At 60.2% G+C, this 15,928-nt stretch carries 16 protein-coding genes; 6 read left to right on the forward strand and 10 right to left on the reverse strand.

Features of this window, described 5'->3' with window-relative positions; translation table 11 throughout:
* Positions 1-3 precede the first annotated feature (3 nt).
* Positions 4-996 carry an AraC family transcriptional regulator gene (locus AB3G88_RS23680; RefSeq protein WP_099587234.1) on the reverse strand — a complete coding sequence of 331 codons (993 nt, stop codon included), beginning with the start codon at positions 994-996 and terminating at the stop codon, positions 4-6.
* 316 nt (positions 997-1,312) lie between these two features.
* Here AB3G88_RS23680 and antA point away from each other — a divergent pair, with 316 nt between their 5' ends.
* The 4 genes from antA (at position 1,313) to AB3G88_RS23700 (ending at position 5,773) form a co-directional block, all read left to right on the forward strand.
* Positions 1,313-2,704 carry an anthranilate 1,2-dioxygenase large subunit gene (antA, locus tag AB3G88_RS23685; protein ID WP_191948335.1) on the forward strand — a complete coding sequence of 464 codons (1,392 nt, stop codon included), beginning with the start codon at positions 1,313-1,315 and terminating at the stop codon, positions 2,702-2,704.
* Positions 2,704-3,195 (forward strand): anthranilate 1,2-dioxygenase small subunit, encoded by a 492-nt coding sequence (antB, locus tag AB3G88_RS23690; RefSeq protein WP_099587232.1) that lies wholly within the window; start codon positions 2,704-2,706, stop codon positions 3,193-3,195. Before antA ends, antB begins: the two co-directional genes overlap by 1 nt.
* Positions 3,196-3,289: 94 nt before the next feature.
* Entirely contained in the window at positions 3,290-4,297 is a 1,008-nt protein-coding gene (antC, locus tag AB3G88_RS23695; RefSeq protein WP_158878346.1) for an anthranilate 1,2-dioxygenase electron transfer component AntC, read from the forward strand.
* A 72-nt stretch (positions 4,298-4,369) separates the two neighbouring features.
* Positions 4,370-5,773, forward strand: a complete 1,404-nt coding sequence (locus AB3G88_RS23700) for an amino acid permease (RefSeq protein WP_099587230.1) — start codon at positions 4,370-4,372, stop codon at positions 5,771-5,773.
* Positions 5,774-5,932: 159 nt separating this feature from the next.
* Here AB3G88_RS23700 and kynA read toward each other — a convergent pair whose 3' ends face one another.
* On the reverse strand, positions 5,933-6,790 hold the full coding sequence (gene kynA, locus AB3G88_RS23705; RefSeq protein WP_015885870.1) for a tryptophan 2,3-dioxygenase: 858 nt from the start codon (positions 6,788-6,790) through the stop codon (positions 5,933-5,935).
* The gene (gene kynB, locus AB3G88_RS23710; protein ID WP_099587229.1) at positions 6,787-7,437 is read right to left on the reverse strand and encodes an arylformamidase; all 651 of its coding nucleotides are present in this window, start codon (positions 7,435-7,437) and stop codon (positions 6,787-6,789) included. The genes kynA and kynB overlap by 4 nt, the downstream gene beginning before the upstream one ends.
* Positions 7,438-7,735: 298 nt before the next feature.
* Here kynB and AB3G88_RS23715 point away from each other — a divergent pair, with 298 nt between their 5' ends.
* Positions 7,736-8,080 carry a cupin domain-containing protein gene (locus tag AB3G88_RS23715; RefSeq protein WP_015885872.1) on the forward strand — a complete coding sequence of 115 codons (345 nt, stop codon included), beginning with the start codon at positions 7,736-7,738 and terminating at the stop codon, positions 8,078-8,080.
* A 126-nt stretch (positions 8,081-8,206) separates the two neighbouring features.
* Here AB3G88_RS23715 and mmsB read toward each other — a convergent pair whose 3' ends face one another.
* Complete coding sequence (gene mmsB, locus AB3G88_RS23720) at positions 8,207-9,094, reverse strand: 3-hydroxyisobutyrate dehydrogenase (RefSeq protein WP_099587228.1); 888 nt, start codon at positions 9,092-9,094, stop codon at positions 8,207-8,209.
* 15 nt (positions 9,095-9,109) lie between these two features.
* On the reverse strand, positions 9,110-10,627 hold the full coding sequence (locus AB3G88_RS23725) for a CoA-acylating methylmalonate-semialdehyde dehydrogenase (RefSeq protein ID WP_480451913.1): 1,518 nt from the start codon (positions 10,625-10,627) through the stop codon (positions 9,110-9,112).
* Between the two features lie 131 nt (positions 10,628-10,758).
* Here AB3G88_RS23725 and AB3G88_RS23730 point away from each other — a divergent pair, with 131 nt between their 5' ends.
* Positions 10,759-11,706, forward strand: a complete 948-nt coding sequence (locus AB3G88_RS23730; RefSeq protein ID WP_099587226.1) for a LysR family transcriptional regulator — start codon at positions 10,759-10,761, stop codon at positions 11,704-11,706.
* A gap of 330 nt (positions 11,707-12,036) precedes the next feature.
* On the opposite strand, the gene AB3G88_RS23735 is transcribed toward AB3G88_RS23730, so the two are convergent.
* The 5 genes from AB3G88_RS23735 to yfiR all read right to left on the reverse strand — a co-directional run bounded on the left by AB3G88_RS23735 (position 12,037) and on the right by yfiR (position 15,925).
* A complete protein-coding gene (locus tag AB3G88_RS23735) occupies positions 12,037-12,894 on the reverse strand; it encodes an IS3 family transposase (protein ID WP_218573960.1) in 858 nt (285 codons plus the stop codon).
* Entirely contained in the window at positions 12,891-13,184 is a 294-nt protein-coding gene (locus AB3G88_RS23740) for a transposase (RefSeq protein ID WP_064452164.1), read from the reverse strand. The genes AB3G88_RS23735 and AB3G88_RS23740 overlap by 4 nt, the downstream gene beginning before the upstream one ends.
* 419 nt (positions 13,185-13,603) lie before the next feature.
* On the reverse strand, positions 13,604-14,095 hold the full coding sequence (gene yfiB, locus AB3G88_RS23745) for an outer membrane lipoprotein YfiB (RefSeq protein WP_099587223.1): 492 nt from the start codon (positions 14,093-14,095) through the stop codon (positions 13,604-13,606).
* Positions 14,096-14,099: 4 nt separating this feature from the next.
* Complete coding sequence (gene dgcN, locus AB3G88_RS23750; RefSeq protein WP_480451917.1) at positions 14,100-15,362, reverse strand: diguanylate cyclase DgcN/YfiN; 1,263 nt, start codon at positions 15,360-15,362, stop codon at positions 14,100-14,102.
* Entirely contained in the window at positions 15,359-15,925 is a 567-nt protein-coding gene (yfiR, locus tag AB3G88_RS23755) for a regulatory sequestration protein YfiR (RefSeq protein ID WP_112196745.1), read from the reverse strand. The genes dgcN and yfiR overlap by 4 nt, the downstream gene beginning before the upstream one ends.
* Positions 15,926-15,928 lie beyond the last annotated feature (3 nt).

The raw sequence follows: 15,928 nt of genomic DNA on the forward strand, positions 1-15,928 counted from the left end.
GGGTCAGAGGCTGCGTAGGCGATTGCGCTGCAAGGTCTGGCTGGGAGATTCATCAAAGAGTTTTCTGTACTCCGCCGAAAACCGCCCAAGGTGGGTAAAGCCCCACCCCAGGGCGATCTCGGAGATGGTGCGGATAGAGCCATGTTCAAGAATTTCCTGGCGCACCGCACCCAGTCGGTACTTCTTCAGGTAGGCCATCGGCGACAAGGCAAAGTACTTGCGAAACGCGTCGAACAGCTTGAAGCGCGACACGCCCGCGGCGGCTTCCAAGTCTTCCAGGTGCACCGCTTCGCGGGCGTTGTCGTGAATGTACTGACGCGCGCGGATCAAATAATGCGGCAGCTTCACGCCGAGTACGTCACGCAGTTCCTCGGAGTAGTTATTCGGCTGGGCCAGGATCAAACCCTTGATCAGCGAGCTTTCCAGGTCGCGGGTAAACGCGGCCTGCTCGTACAGCTCGCTGCTGCGCTCCAACTCGGCGATAAAGTAGCGCGCCATGCGCCACCACGACGCCGGGGCGCCGTCCACCGCGTCCATCACGGATTCAAAGCGCAGCGGCGCGTCAATGGGCCGTTGCAGCAAACCTTCCAGGGATTCACTCATCGCCGCCCGCGTAATCACCACTTGCAGCTTGCGGCAGTCGCCGGAAATCGCCAGCACCTGGTGCTCGTTGGGCGAGATGATCACGCCTTGATCGCGGTTGGAACTCAGGCGCTCACCGTTTTTGCTCAACTCCTGTTCACCCACCAGCGGCAGGCTGAGGCTATAGCTGCTGAAGTGCTCGGCATCCTCGATGTCGATGGTCACGTCGGTGCCGTACTCGATCACACCCAACGTCGTGGCGCGGGACTTGAACACATTGGCGCTGTGGTGGAAACGCAGGCGCTCGGGGGTCGTCGTCGCCAGGCGGTGCGGCCCGCAGATGCCGGACATCCAGCTGCGGGCGCCTTCCAGGTCGAAGCGTTGGATATGGATATCGCGTGTCTGGCTGCTCATCAGGGTGCACCCACGGCGGTTAGGCGTTTGCGCGCTCTGGCGGCGCGTCGTTATCGTTGTTGGACAGCAAGTTCTGCGCCACGCCGGCAGTATCGCCACTGAGTGGATAGCAACGGCCGACTATGTGGATAAGTCACCGCATTTCACGTCCCTTGCGCCCTCTGACAGTAGCGCATGGCGTTACCCCGCCGCACCGTGATGGGTACTGCGCGCCCAACTTTGCGGCCCATCTTCCCCCATTAAGCGGATAGCCCGCGCCCTGCCCCGCTGCCTCTAATAAACCACCGATTAGCCCCTATCAAAAAAGGTGCCTCCCATGAGTGGTGCAAGAAGCGTCGAGCAGTGGAAAAGCTTTATCGATAGCTGCCTGGATTTTCGTCCGGCAGACGAAGTGTTCCGTATCGCCCGGGACATGTTCACCGAGCCTGAGCTGTTCGACCTGGAGATGGAACTGATCTTCGAAAAGAACTGGATCTATGCCTGCCACGAAAGCGAACTGGCGAATAACCACGACTTCGTGACCCTGCGCGCCGGGCGCCAGCCGATGATCATCACCCGCGATGGCGAAGGCCAGCTTAATGCGCTGATCAACGCCTGCCAGCATCGCGGCACCACCCTGACCCGCGTCGGCAAGGGCAACCAGTCGACGTTTACCTGCCCGTTCCACGCCTGGTGCTACAAAAGCGATGGCCGGCTGGTGAAGGTCAAGGCGCCGGGGGAATACCCGGAGGGTTTCGACAAAGCCACCCGCGGCCTGAAAAAGGCGCGCATCGAAAGCTACAAGGGTTTTGTGTTTATCAGCCTGGACGTGAACGGCACGAACAGCCTGGAAGACTTCCTCGGCGACGCCAAAGTGTTTTTCGACATGATGGTCGCGCAGTCCGCCACCGGTGAACTGGAAGTGCTGCCGGGCAAATCCGCCTACACCTACGACGGCAACTGGAAGCTGCAGAACGAAAACGGCCTGGACGGTTATCACGTGAGCACCGTGCACTACAACTACGTGGCCACCGTGCAGCATCGCCAACAGGTCAATACCGAGAACGGCACCGCTTCAGGCACAACACTGGACTACAGCAAACTCGGCGCGGGTGATGCGAACACCGATGACGGCTGGTTCGCCTTCAACAATGGCCACAGCCTGTTGTTCAGCGACATGCCCAATCCCTCCGTACGTTCCGGCTACAGCACCATCATGCCGCGCCTGGTGGAAGAGCACGGCCAGCAAAAAGCCGAATGGATGATGCACCGCCTGCGCAACCTGAATATCTACCCGAGCCTGTTCTTCCTCGACCAGATCAGCTCGCAGTTGCGCATCATCCGCCCGGTGGCGTGGAACAAGACCGAAATCATCAGCCAATGCCTGGGGGTGAAAAACGAGTCCGACGCCGACCGCGAAAACCGCATTCGCCAGTTCGAGGACTTCTTCAACGTATCGGGCATGGGCACGCCGGACGATTTGGTGGAGTTTCGCGAAGCCCAGCGCGGTTTCCAGGGGCGCCTGGAGCGCTGGAGCGATATCTCCCGTGGCAGCCATCGCTGGGAAACCGGGCCGACGCCCAACAGCGAAGCCATCGGCATCCAACCGGCGATGACCGGCACCGAATTCACCCACGAAGGGCTGTACGTCAACCAGCACCGCAATTGGCAACAGTTCCTGCTCAAGGGCCTGGACAAACAAGCGCTGACACTGCGGGAGGTGGAATGATGAACGCGCAATTGCAGTACCGGATCGAGCAGTTCTTCTACCGCAAGTCCGAACTCTGCGACGCCCAGGACTGGGACGGCTATGTGCAGTTGTTCGACCCGCAGAGTGAATTCCACCTGCCGCAATGGGACTCGGAACATGTGTACACCCGCGACCCCAAACGCGAGATGTCGCTGATCTACTACGCCAACCGTTCCGGCCTGGAAGACCGCATTTTTCGCCTGCGCACCGGCAAGGCCGCGTCAGCCACGCCAATGCCGCGCACTTTGCACCTGATCAATAACGTGCGCATTGCCGAACAGGCGGATGGCGCGCTGGAGGTGAAGCTGAACTGGCACACGCTGTTCTATCGGCTGGCGACGTCGGAGCAGTTTTACGGACAGGCCACCTACAGCCTCAAGCCCGATGGCGACAGCTGGTTGATCACCCGCAAGCATGCGTTGTTGCTCAACGACACCATCAACTCGGTGCTGGATTTCTATCACCTCTAAAGCGCCCTTGTTGTGGTGGTGAGCATGCTTTTTGTGGTGAGCGGGCTTGCCACAACAACCCGTGCGTACGTCATAAATAGGTGGGGAACAACACATGAATCACAAAGTGGCCTTCAGTTTTGCCGACGGCAAGACCCTGTTTTTCCCGGTGGGCGCCAATGAAATCCTGCTGGATGCAGCCTTGCGCAATGGCATCAAGATCCCGTTGGACTGCCGCGAAGGTGTGTGCGGCACCTGCCAGGGTCGTTGCGAATCGGGCGATTACACCCAGGATTACGTGGACGACGAGGCCCTCTCCAGCCTCGACCTGCAACAACGCAAGATGCTCAGTTGCCAGACGCGGGTGAAGTCCGACGCCACCTTTTACTTCGACTTTGATTCAAGCCTGTGCAATGCGCCGAACCCGGAGCAGGTGCGCGGGACAGTCAGCGAAGTGCAGCAGGTGTCGGCCAGTACAGCGATTCTCCACGTGCAATTGGACGCGCCGCTGGAGTTTCTGCCCGGCCAATATGCACGCCTCTCGGTGCCTGGCACGAACAGTTGGCGCTCCTACTCGTTCGCCAACCTGGCGGGCAATCAATTGCAGTTCCTGATCCGCTTGCTGCCCGATGGGGTGATGAGCAACTACCTGCGTGAGCGCTGCCAAGTCGGCGATGAACTGCTGATGGAGGCACCGCTGGGTGCGTTCTACCTGCGGCATGTCACCCAGCCGCTGGTGCTGGTCGCCGGTGGCACTGGGTTGTCGGCGCTGCTGGGCATGCTTGATCAACTGGCTGCCACCGGCTGCGAGCAGCCGGTGCATCTCTACTACGGCGTGCGCGGCGCCGAGGATTTATGCGAAGCGCCACGCATCGCGGCCTACGCGGCGCAACTGCCGGGTTTTCGCTACACCGAAGTCCTCAGCGACGCCGCAGATGAATGGCCGGGCAAGCGCGGCTACCTGACCCAACATTTCGACCTGGCCGAATTGCGGGACAGATCGGCGGATATGTATGTGTGCGGCCCCCCTCCGATGGTCGAATCCATCCAACAATGGCTGTCGGATCAGGCACTTGATGGCGTTCAGCTGTATTACGAAAAGTTTACGCAGAGTAATATCTGACTCCTCAGCACTTCTGAGGGGCGGGTGCGGCGTGCAATCAACCCCAAGAAAAACAAGTAGAAGGGAACGTTAATGGCGGATGACATGGTTAACCCGGTAGGCCTCAAGCGTGGCCTGAAGAACCGGCATATTCAGCTGATCGCCTTGGGAGGGGCGATTGGCACGGGATTGTTCCTCGGCTCGGCCGGGGTACTCAAGTCGGCGGGCCCGTCGATGATCCTGGGCTACGCGATTGCAGGTTTCATTGCGTTCCTGATCATGCGCCAGCTCGGCGAGATGATCGTCGAAGAACCGGTGGCCGGCTCCTTCAGCCACTTCGCGCACAAATACTGGGGCGGTTACGCGGGCTTCCTCGCCGGCTGGAACTACTGGGTGCTCTACGTGCTGGTGGGCATGGCCGAACTGACGGCCGTAGGCAAGTACATCCAGTTCTGGTGGCCGGAGATCCCGACCTGGGTCAGCGCGCTGGTGTTCTTTGTCGCGGTGAACCTGATCAACACCCTGAACGTGAAGTTCTTCGGTGAAACCGAGTTCTGGTTCGCAATCATCAAAGTGGTGGCGATTGTCGGCATGATCGTGCTCGGCTGCTACCTGCTGTTCAGCGGCACCGGCGGCCCGCAAGCGTCCGTCAGCAACCTGTGGAGCCACGGCGGGTTCTTCCCGAATGGCGGCATGGGGCTGTTGATGTCGATGGCGTTCATCATGTTCTCGTTCGGTGGCCTGGAGTTGGTAGGCATCACCGCCGCCGAAGCCAGCGAACCGCGCAAGGTGATCCCCAAGGCGATCAACCAGGTGGTCTACCGGATCCTGATTTTCTACGTCGGCGCCCTGACCGTACTGCTGTCGCTGTACCCATGGGACCAACTGCTGCAAACCCTCGGCGCGTCGGGCGACGCGTACAGCGGCAGCCCGTTTGTGCAGATCTTCTCGCTGATCGGTAACGACACCGCTGCGCACATCCTCAACTTCGTGGTGCTGACGGCGGCGCTGTCGGTGTACAACAGCGGCGTGTACTGCAACAGCCGCATGTTGTTTGGCCTGGCCGAACAAGGCGATGCGCCCAAGGCGCTGATGAAACTCAACAAGCAAGGCGTGCCACTGCGAGCCCTGGCGATTTCGGCGTTGGTGACGATGCTGTGCGTGGTGGTCAACTACGTGGCGCCGCAAAGTGCCCTGGAGTTGCTGTTTGCGCTGGTGGTTGCGTCGCTGATGATCAACTGGGCGCTGATCAGCATCACCCACATCAAGTTCCGCAAGGCCATGGGCGAGCAAGGCGTGACGCCATCGTTCAAGACCTTCTGGTTCCCGTTCAGCAACTACCTGTGCCTGGCGTTCATGCTGATGATCATCAGCGTGATGCTGGCGATTCCGGGGATTCGCGAGTCGGTGTATGCGATGCCGGTGTGGGTGGGGATTATCTACATTGCCTATCGGATGCGGGTTCGCAAAAGCAACGCGGTAGTGAACGCACAGTGATTCCTGTGGGAGCCCGGCTTGTGTGGGAGCCGGGCTTGCCCGCGATGCAGACGACTCGGTTTACAGTGAGACCCAAGTGATGCCATCGCAGGCAAGCCAGCTCCCACAGTTTTGAATGCATTCCAAATGAAAAAGCCCCGGTAATCCGGGGCTTTTTGTTTAGAGCGTGGAACGTACTCGCCAGAGCTCTGGGAACAGCACGGTGTCGAGCATCTTGCGCAAATACCCCACCCCTTCCGTGCCGCCGGTGCCCGGCTGGAAGCCGATGATGCGCTCAACCGTGGTCACATGGCGGAAGCGCCACTGGCGGAACGAGTCTTCCAGGTCAATGAACTTCTCGGCCAACTGATACAAGTCCCAATACCGGTTCGGATCGCGATACACCTCGCGCCACGCCGCCTCCACCGACTCGTCGTGCACGGTCGCTGCGGTCGGGTCACGCTCGGCACGTTTCGGATCAATCGCCAGGCCCGCCTTGATCATCAGGTTGATCGCTTCGTCATACAGCGACGGCGTGGCAATCGCCACTTTCAACTCGTTCAACAGCTCCGGCCGATGGGCATGGGGCCGCAACAGCGCCGCGCTTTTATTGCCGAGGATAAATTCGATCTCACGGTACTGGAACGACTGGAACCCGGACGATTGCCCCAGGAACGGGCGGATCGCCTTGTATTCCGACGGGGTCATGGTCGCCAGCACGGCCCACGCATGAACCAGTTGGTCAAAGATCCGCGACACCCGCGCCAGCATCTTGAACGCCGGCGGCAACTCGCCCAGGCGCACATGTTCGCGGGCTGCCTTGAGTTCGTGGAGCATCAGTTTCATCCACAGTTCAGAGGTCTGGTGCTGGATGATGAAGAGCATTTCGTTGTGGTCTGGCGACAGCGGGTGCTGGGCGCTGAGGACTTTGCCCAGGTCCAGGTAATCGCCGTAGCTCATGGACTCGGAAAAATTCAGTTCGGCGTTATGCCATTCTTCCGGCGGTTGGTAATCAGCAGAAAAGGGACATTGGCTCATCGCGTGGGCTCCTTGAGCGGACGGAGAATGGCGCGGACCGGGCTGGCGTCCAGGTTGGCAAAGCGTAGCGGCAGGGCGATCAGTTCATAGTCGCCCTCCGGTACGTCATCGAGCACGATGCCTTCGAGAATCGCCATGCCATGCCGGGCTACGGCGTTATGGGAATCCATGGTCTTGGACTGTTGCGGGTCCAGCGAGGGCGTGTCGATACCGATCAAGCGCACGCCGAGGCTGGCGAGCAGCTCAATGGTTTGCGGCGCGATGGCGGTGAAGTCCGAGTCCCACTCAGTCAGTGGCGCTTGTGGATAAGTGCGCAGCAACACCCGCTCCGGCAGGTTATCCACACGCCCTTCCAGTTGATGCGGTTGCACCAACGCGCCGCTGGCGAGGCAATGCAGCACCCGGCATGGGCCCATATACACGTCCAACGACACCTCGCCGATTGGCGCGCCGTCTGCGCTGTAGTGCAGCGGTGCGTCCACGTGGGCGCCGGTGTGCGGCGACAAGGTAATGCGCCCCACATTCACCGGGCACTCCGGGCCAAACTGCCAGACGCGCTCTTCCTGGAACGGCGTATCACCCGGCCAGGTCGGGGTCGCCGTACTCAAGGGTGGGCTGATGTCCCACCACGTTTTTATTGGGTTCATTTGAAGGCTCTCGGCGGTTACTGAAGTGAATGATACGAGGGCCAGCTGTGAATTTTCTTGCGAATTCTGGCGCGAGGCGGGAAATCTTTCGCACTTACTGCGAGGAAATCGCCTCTTTACGCTCAGAAGTGTCGCCTGGCCACAGTGGAGCTGCCACCAGGGATTAATGATTGACCTCGCTGTACCAGCAGAACCGTATTCACCTGCGCTTCTGGGCATCCCGATGTCGAGTTCAGACCACTGGCACAACGCTCAAGGCCTTAGGGTGCATCTTTCCATTCCCTGCCTCGGAGCCATCATGTCCAAGCCCATCACCGTACTGCGCGACACCCATCCCCTGCCGGTCCTGGATGCCTGCAAATGGGAGAAACTGGAAGGCGACCCGCACACCGTCAACCTCAACGCCTACACCAGCGAAGACGGCAGCAAGATCATGGGCACCTGGATCTGCACCCCAGGCAAGTGGTACGTGGACTACGTGAAATGGGAATACTGCCACTTCCAGGAAGGCTACTGCATCATCACCCCTGAAGGGATGGAGCCGATCCATTTGCGGGCTGGGGATATCTTCGTGGTAGAGCCGGGGATGAAGGGGACGTGGGAAGTGGTTGAGACAGTGCGTAAGTATTTTGTGTTTGCCTGAGTTTTTTGCGGTGCACCGATTGGTTGGGGTAAGCCACTTATCAGCGGTGCACTCGCTTTGTGCGGTGAGCGGATTTGCCCCGCGCTGGGCAAGCCCGCTCACCACAATGCTCGCCCCCGAATGCCCTTACTTGGGCTTGCGATAGCTGTTGATGATCGCCGAGAAGTCCTTGCCCCCCTCCCCACGCTGGCTCATCGATTGGTACAACTGCTGGGCCACAGCCCCCAGGATCACCGGCTGTTTCGCCTGACGTGCCGCCTCGGTAGCCAGGCCCAAATCCTTGAGCATCAGGTCGGCACCAAACCCGCCGGTATAACCCCGGGATGACGGCGCGGTTTCAATCACGCCCGGCCATGGGTTGTAGGTGTCCGAACTCCAGCAGCGCCCGGTGGAGCTGTTGATGATCCCGGCCAGCACTTGGGTGTCGATGCCCAGCGCATCGCCCAGCGCCATGGCTTCGCTGACGCCGACCATGCTGATGCCCAGCAGCAGGTTGTTGCAGATTTTGGCGATTTGCCCGGTGCCCACAGCGCCACAGTGCACAATGTTGCGCCCCATCTGCGCCAGCACCGGTTGCAGGGTGGCGAACAGTTCCGGGGTGGCGCCAACCATGAACGTCAAGGTCCCCGCTTGTGCACCACCGGTGCCACCGGAAACCGGCGCGTCTGCCATCACCACGCCTTGCCTGGCCGCCGCCGCCGCCACATCGCGGGCGGTCTGCGGGTCGATGGTGCTGCAATCCACGGCAGGTACGCCATTGCCGATCCCGGCTAATACACCGTCTTCATTCAGCCACACGCTGCGCACATGGGCGGCAGCGGGTAGCATGGTAATCACCAGTTCAGCGCCTTGGGCCGCATCACGCGGCGAGTCGCTGATGCTGCCGCCCAGCTCGGCGAGTTCCTTGAGTACCGTCTGGTTCAGGTCGAACAGATTCAGCGCGTGGCCAGCCTTGATCAGGTTGCGGGCCATGGGCGCGCCCATGTTGCCCAGGCCGATAAATGCAATCTTCATGGTCGTCTCCCGGAATCAGCGCAGGTTGATGGTGGTGTTCACGCCATCGTTGACCGTGTCGTCATCGAACCAGCGGCTGGTGACGGTTTTGGTTTGGGTATAGAACTGCACCACTTGCTTGCCGTACGGACCGAGGTCGCCAAGTTTGGAGCCACGGGAGCCAGTGAAGCTGAAGAACGGTACCGGCACTGGGATCGGGATGTTGATGCCGACTTGGCCTACATCGATTTCACTCTGGAACTTACGCGCCGCTGCACCGCTTTGGGTGAACAGGCCTGTCCCGTTGCCGAATGGGTTGGCGTTAACCAGCGCGATGGCCTGGTCGAGGGTGTCGACTTCCAGCACTACCAGCACCGGGCCGAAGATTTCCTGGGTGTAGATCTGCATATCGGTGGTCACACCGGAGAACAGGGTCGGGCCGACAAAGTTGCCTTGCTCGAAGCCCGGCACCTGGATGTCACGGCCGTCCAGCTCCAACTTGGCGCCTTCTTTCACGCCGCTTTCGATCAACTCCAGGATGCGGGCCTTGGCACGCTTGGAAATCACCGGGCCTACATCAGTCCCGGCTTCACTGCCGGCATTGACCTTGAGTTTCAGCGCCAGCGCCTTGAGGTCCGGCAGCCACTGCTTGGCCGCTCCCACCAGCACCACCACCGAGGTGGCCATGCAACGCTGGCCCGCTGCGCCGAAACCGGCACCGACCAAAGCATTGAGGGTATGTTCGCGGTTGGCATCCGGCAGCACCACGGCGTGGTTCTTGGCGCCCATCATCGATTGCACGCGCTTGCCGTGCTTGCCGGCCAAGTCGTAGACATGCGTGCCGACGGCGGTGGAACCCACAAAGGACACGGCCTTGATGTCTTTATGGGTGCACAGTGCATCCACTACATCCTTGCCGCCGTGCACCACGTTGAGCACCCCTGGCGGCACACCGGCTTCCAGCGCCAGTTCTACCAGCAACAGGGTCGACAGCGGGTCTTGCTCGGAAGGCTTGAGTACGAAGGTGTTACCGCAGGCGATGGCCATCGGGAACATCCACAGTGGGATCATCGCCGGGAAGTTGAAGGGGGTAATACCGGCGCATACGCCGATGGGTTGGCGCAGGGTGTAGGTGTCGACGCCGCCCGCGACGTTTTCAGCGAATTCGCCCATCTGCAAAGTACCGATGGAGCACGCATGCTCGACCACTTCCAGGCCACGGAAAATATCGCCATCGGCATCGGCAATGGTCTTGCCCTGCTCGGCGCTGAGGACTACGGCGATGCGCTTGGAATGTTCACGAATGAGGGCTTGCAGCTTGAGCATGATGCGCATGCGTGCGCCGATCGGCGTCAGCTTCCAGGTCTGGAAGGCGCGATGGGCGGCGTCGATGGCGGCGTTGACTTCATCGGCCGTGGCGAACGGGACTTTCGCCAGCACCTCTTGGGTGGCCGGGTTGACGATGTCTTGCCATTGGGAGGTCTTGGACTCGACCCACTCGCCATTGATCAGCAACTTGACCTGTTTAACGGAAATATCGGCAGATGCGTTCATGTGGTCTCCAACTCTTATATTTATGTAGAGACAAGGCGCGTGGATCGCCTTGAAGAATGAGGCGTTCGGACTGTTTTTGGAGTATAGATGTGCAAATCTCTAATAAGAACGCACATAAAAGCCGGTCCAATATGCAAAAAAACATCACATCATTGGGCTCCCTTAACTGGGACGACCTGAAGTTTTTCCTCGAAGTGGCCCGCACCCGCAAGGCAAGCGTCGCCGCCAAACGCCTGGCGGTGGACTACACCACCGTGTCGCGGCGCATCAGTTCATTGGAAGTGTCCCTCGGCACGTTGCTGTTCGAAAAATCCCGGACCAACGGCTTCGTGCTCACTCCAGAAGGCCAGCGCCTGCTGGGTTACGCCGAGTCCATCGAAAGCACCTTGCACATGGCCTGCGAGCAAGTCTCCGGCTCAGGCGTGGCGCTGTCCGGTCACGTGCGCATGGGCTGCACCGAAGGCTTTGGCAGCTTCTTCGTGACCCCGCAGTTGAGCCATTTCGTCGACACCTACCCGGCCATCTCGGTCGACATCCTGCCCCTGCCCCACTTCATCAGCCTGTCCAAGCGCGAAGCCGACATCGTCATCGCCCTGGAACGCCCGGAACATGGGCCGTATGTGTGCTGCAAACTGTGCGACTACAAATTGCAGCTGTACGCGACCCAGGACTACCTCGACCAACACCCGCCCATCCGCAAACCGGCGGATTTGGCCGAGCATCCGTTTATCAGCTATGTGGATGACCTGGCGTTCAGCTCGGAGCTGCTGTACCTCGCGAACGTAGTGCCCGGCGCCAGCGCGAGCTTGCGCAGTACCAGCGTGATTGCGCAGTACGTCGCGGCGCAGCAAGGCCGGTCGATGGCGATATTGCCGTGCTTTTTGGCGGCGCAGGATCCACGGTTGTTGCCGGTGCTGGGGGAGCAGATTGCGATTACGCGGCAGTTCTGGATGTATTGCCGGGAGGACTTGCGCAAGCTGAAACGGATTACGTTGTTGTGGGACTACATCCGGGAAGTGACGGAGCAGAACCAGGGGTTGTTGATGGGGGAGACGCGGGAGATCAGGTTTGCGGATTAAAGGGCCAGCGACGACGTGAGATGAGCAAGGCCGTGGTGGATGACTTGAGCCAGGCGATGACGCCCCGCAGTTAAATATGGGAGGGGGCTTGCTCCCGTGACAACCTGATAGCCGACGCGTATCTAATTGATGCCCGCGATTTAAATGTGGGAGGGGGCTTGCCCCCGATGGCGGCTTGACAGCCGACCAGGATGTTGGATCTGACCGAGTACATATCCGTTTCTGCGGTAACGGCTACTTAGGGTTACGCCCTTACGGCGTGTCACTTTTGTAAAGGCACAAAAGTAACCATGGACTTGCTCCCTCAAAACGTACGCCATAAAGCGAGCGTTAAGCAGTTTGCTTCAGTTGCTTTGCGTAGTCATTAGGTGAGCTGTATCCCAGCGCCGAGTGCAGCCGTGTCGGGTTGTAAAAACCATGGATGTAGCTCGCGATAGATGCGTGAGCCTGTGCTTTGCTGGGATACACACCGGTAGCTTCTTCCTTCTTGAGTGTGGCAAAAAAGCTCTCTGCTACAGCGTTATCCCAGCAGTTGCCCTTACGGCTCATGCTTTGCACAAACCCCCTGTCCAAGATCATGCTGCGAAAACCGCTGCCCGTGTATTGCCGACCTCTATCAGAGTGAAAAATTACACCCTGATCAACTGGTGTATTCGTCCAGGCGTTCAAAAAAGCCTGCTGCACCAGACCCTCAGGCATCCGTTCCGACAGGCTGTAACCGAGTACCTGGCGTGTTTGGATGCTCAGCACCACGGCCAAATATAGCCACCCCTGACGCGTCGAAATATAGGTGATATCGCCCACCCACGCGGGAGTTGGGCTTGTCACAGAAAAACGTCGTTTCAACACGTTGTCGGAAATTGGCTGGATATACCGATTATCCATCGAGTGTTTGAACCGAGCCTTGATTTTCCCTCGCAACATTTCTTCTCGCATCAACCGGGCCACTCGCTTATGCCCAACTGAAAAAGATCGGTTATGAAGTGCCTTGACCATCCGCGGGCGCCCATAAGTGCCGCGACTGGCATGATGAATCGCACGAATTTCCAGGCGAATTTCAGCGTCTGGATCAGGACGTTCCCGGCGTTTCAAATAGCCGTGAAAGCCCGACACCGAGACTTCCATCACTCGACATAACAACCTGACTGGAAAGCGAGTCCGTTCACGGGCGACGAAGGCGTATCTCAGTTGGACTCTCTGGCAAAGAACGCCGTCGCTTTTTTTAGGATTTCTCGTTCCATTTTAAGCGTGGCATTTTCAGCTCGAAGCCGGGCCAGCTCGCTTTCCAGGTCAGAGACCGGATGCCGGGCAGGAGAACTGAGAGGACGCCCGTTGCGTGCGGCGTCCAGCCAATTACCTAAGGTTTTGACCGAGATATCTAACTGTCGAGCTGCTTCTCCTCGACCAATGCTTTCAGCGAGTGTCACTGCCTGAGCTTTGAAGTCGTCGGTGTAACTGCGGCGGGTTTGCTGTGACATAGGTGCCTCCAAGGTTGCGATTAAAATATCGCTTCTTGGCGTCCGCTGCGAGGGAACAAGTCCACCAAAAGGCCTTCGCCCCAACACTCGGCACCTCGCTTAGGCTCGGTGTGCCCTCACTCCGGCTTGAATCCGTGGGCCGCCGCGATGGGCCATCCTTGGCCCAGCGCGGCTAACCCGGCGTCCTGCCGGGTTACCCACGGATTCAAGCCTGCGTTCGGCCAGCGTGTTTTACGGGGCGCCTGAGATCAAGATCAAAAGCCAGAGCCAGAGCAACAGCAGCGCAAGAGGCAGTTGTGTAGATACCTATGCCCCGATAGCGGAGTGTCAGATCAAATGTACAGGCTGACACACTGCTATCGGGGGCAAGCCCCCTCCCACACTTTGATTGCATTTCAAGTTGAGAGGGGTGAGGCGACTCAGTCCGCGATGACCACAATCGATACCCGACGATTCTCCGTACGCCCCGCCGCCGTGGTGTTGGACGCCACGGGCTCGGCGCTGCCCAACCCGCGCAGTTGAATGTTTTCTTCTTTCATGCCCACGCCTTGCAGCACCGTGGCGACGCTTTTGGCGCGGCGCAAGGAAAGTTGTTGGTTGTAGATTTCCTTGCCCGATGCATCGGTGTGGCCGTCGACGCGCACGCGTTCGATGCCCACGCCCAGCAGGGCTTTGCCGATGCGTTGGACGATGTCAGTGCTGGGCTGGTTGAGGGTTTCGACGTCGCTGCCGAACAGTACTTTGCCCGACAGGCCGAATGCCCAGCCTTCGTCGGTGAGTTCGAAGCCTTGCTGTTTAAGGACCGCGACCTGCGCCGGGGTCAGGCCTTTGGGTGGGGCGGTCTGGCAACCGCCGAGGGCAAGGAAAGCCACCAGCAATGAGATGAATAAAACGCGCGCGGTCGAGAACAAGGGATCAACTCCTGTGTTGAGTGTTGACGGTAAAGTGCTCCGACTCTGCCGTTTGCTGGCCGCCCTGAGAAAACCGTTTGGCCTGGTACATCGCCGCGTCAGCGGCATTGAGCAAGGTGCCGGGAGTGACACCATGATCGGGATAAATGGCGATGCCGATGCTCAAAGAGGTCGATACGTGAGTATTGCCGGGCACGGCAATCGGCAGGTCCATGCTGGCGATGATCTTGTCGGCGATGCGCTGGGCATCCTCCACTTTGTGCAGCGGCGCCAGCAGGATGGCGAACTCATCACCGCCCAGGCGCGCCACCAGGTCATCGTCACGCAGTTGTGCACGCACGCGGTCGGCGACGGCCACCAGCACGGCGTCGCCGGCGGCATGGCCGAAGTTGTCGTTGATGTCTTTGAAGCGGTCACTGTCGAGGAACAACACGGCGACCCGTTCGTTGACCTTGGCAGCGCTGCGCAGTGCGCGGATCAGCCGGCCTTCGAAGAACGCCCGGTTGGGCAGGCCGGTGAGGCTGTCGTGGTTGGCCTGGTGGGCGAGGGTTTCGTTTTCGCTTTGCAGGTGGCTTTGCCAGGCTTCCATCTCGCCGAGCAAGGCATTGAAGTCGCTGCCCAGGCTGTCGAGTTCGGCGATGCGCGCCGGTGGCACGCGACGGTCGAAGTCGCGTTCGCTGCGCGCAGCGTGGGCCACCGCGGCGAGGCTTTGCAGCGGCCCGGTGATGCCCTTCAGCAGCCGGCGCGCCAGGTGCAGGGCAACCCAGGCGCTGAGGACGGTACAGATCAGGATGCCCGCCAGCCCGCTGAGCAGGAAGCGCAGCAAACTGCCACCGTGGCCGGTCAAGTGGATGCTGCCGATGGTACGGCCCTGGTGCAGGATCGGCTGGCTGATGGGCTGTTCAAGCAGGGTATGCGCCAGCGCCAGTTCAACCCGTGAAAGCATGCCGGTTTCCGGGCGTTCCCAATGCGCCAGCAGCCTGCCGCTGGCATCGAACACATCGGCCTGGGCCACTTCTTCCGTAGAAGCAATCAGGCTAAGCGCCTCGGTGGCCGCCGCGCGGTCGTTGAACACTACCGCCGCTTCGACGGTGTAATTGATGGAACGTGCGATCAGGTGCAGGTTGTGTTCGGCGTAGACCCGCAGCGCCAACACGCCAAGCAGGGTCAGGGACACGCTGGCCAGGGTCACGGCCACCAGCGCCAGGATCAGGTGCCCTCGGCCAATGACCGAGCGCAGGGTTGGGCGCACAATCACGGCTGTCATGAGGCCGGCGCCCGGCGACGGGACAGTTGCAGCACACTGGGGTGAATACGCACGCCGCTGCGTGCCACCGAGTCGAGGTTGACCTCGAACGACACTTGCTCATCGCCCACCCGCAGGCAGAACAGGCTGCCGACGGTGCACTGGTCGCCGCCTTCGCTGATGCTGAGCACCGGGTGACCGATCAACGAGGCAAACAGGCGGCTGCGTTCATCCGTGCTGAGTTTGCCGATGTACACGGCGTCGCAGGCGCTGACGATGTCGGGATGGTCGGCCAACAGGCGGCGCACCACCACCGGACGGCCGGTGGCCTGGGTGGTGCCTTTGATCAGGTCGTCGGTGTATTGGGTGGGGCCGACGATGCACAGGCGCAGTTGTGCAGGCTCCACGGGCCAGCGGGCATAGCTGAGGATGCCGAGGACCACTTGGGTGACCGCCTGGGCGCGTTGGACAGCCGGGCCTGGGGCCTCAGCAAACACGCAGGGCGCCAGCAGCCACAAAACCGCCACAAGCAGCAGGCGTCTCCAGCTCAAACTTCGCTCTGTGGGCGAGACGGCCACGTTCATGCA

This window comes from Pseudomonas arvensis, assembly GCF_056688935.1.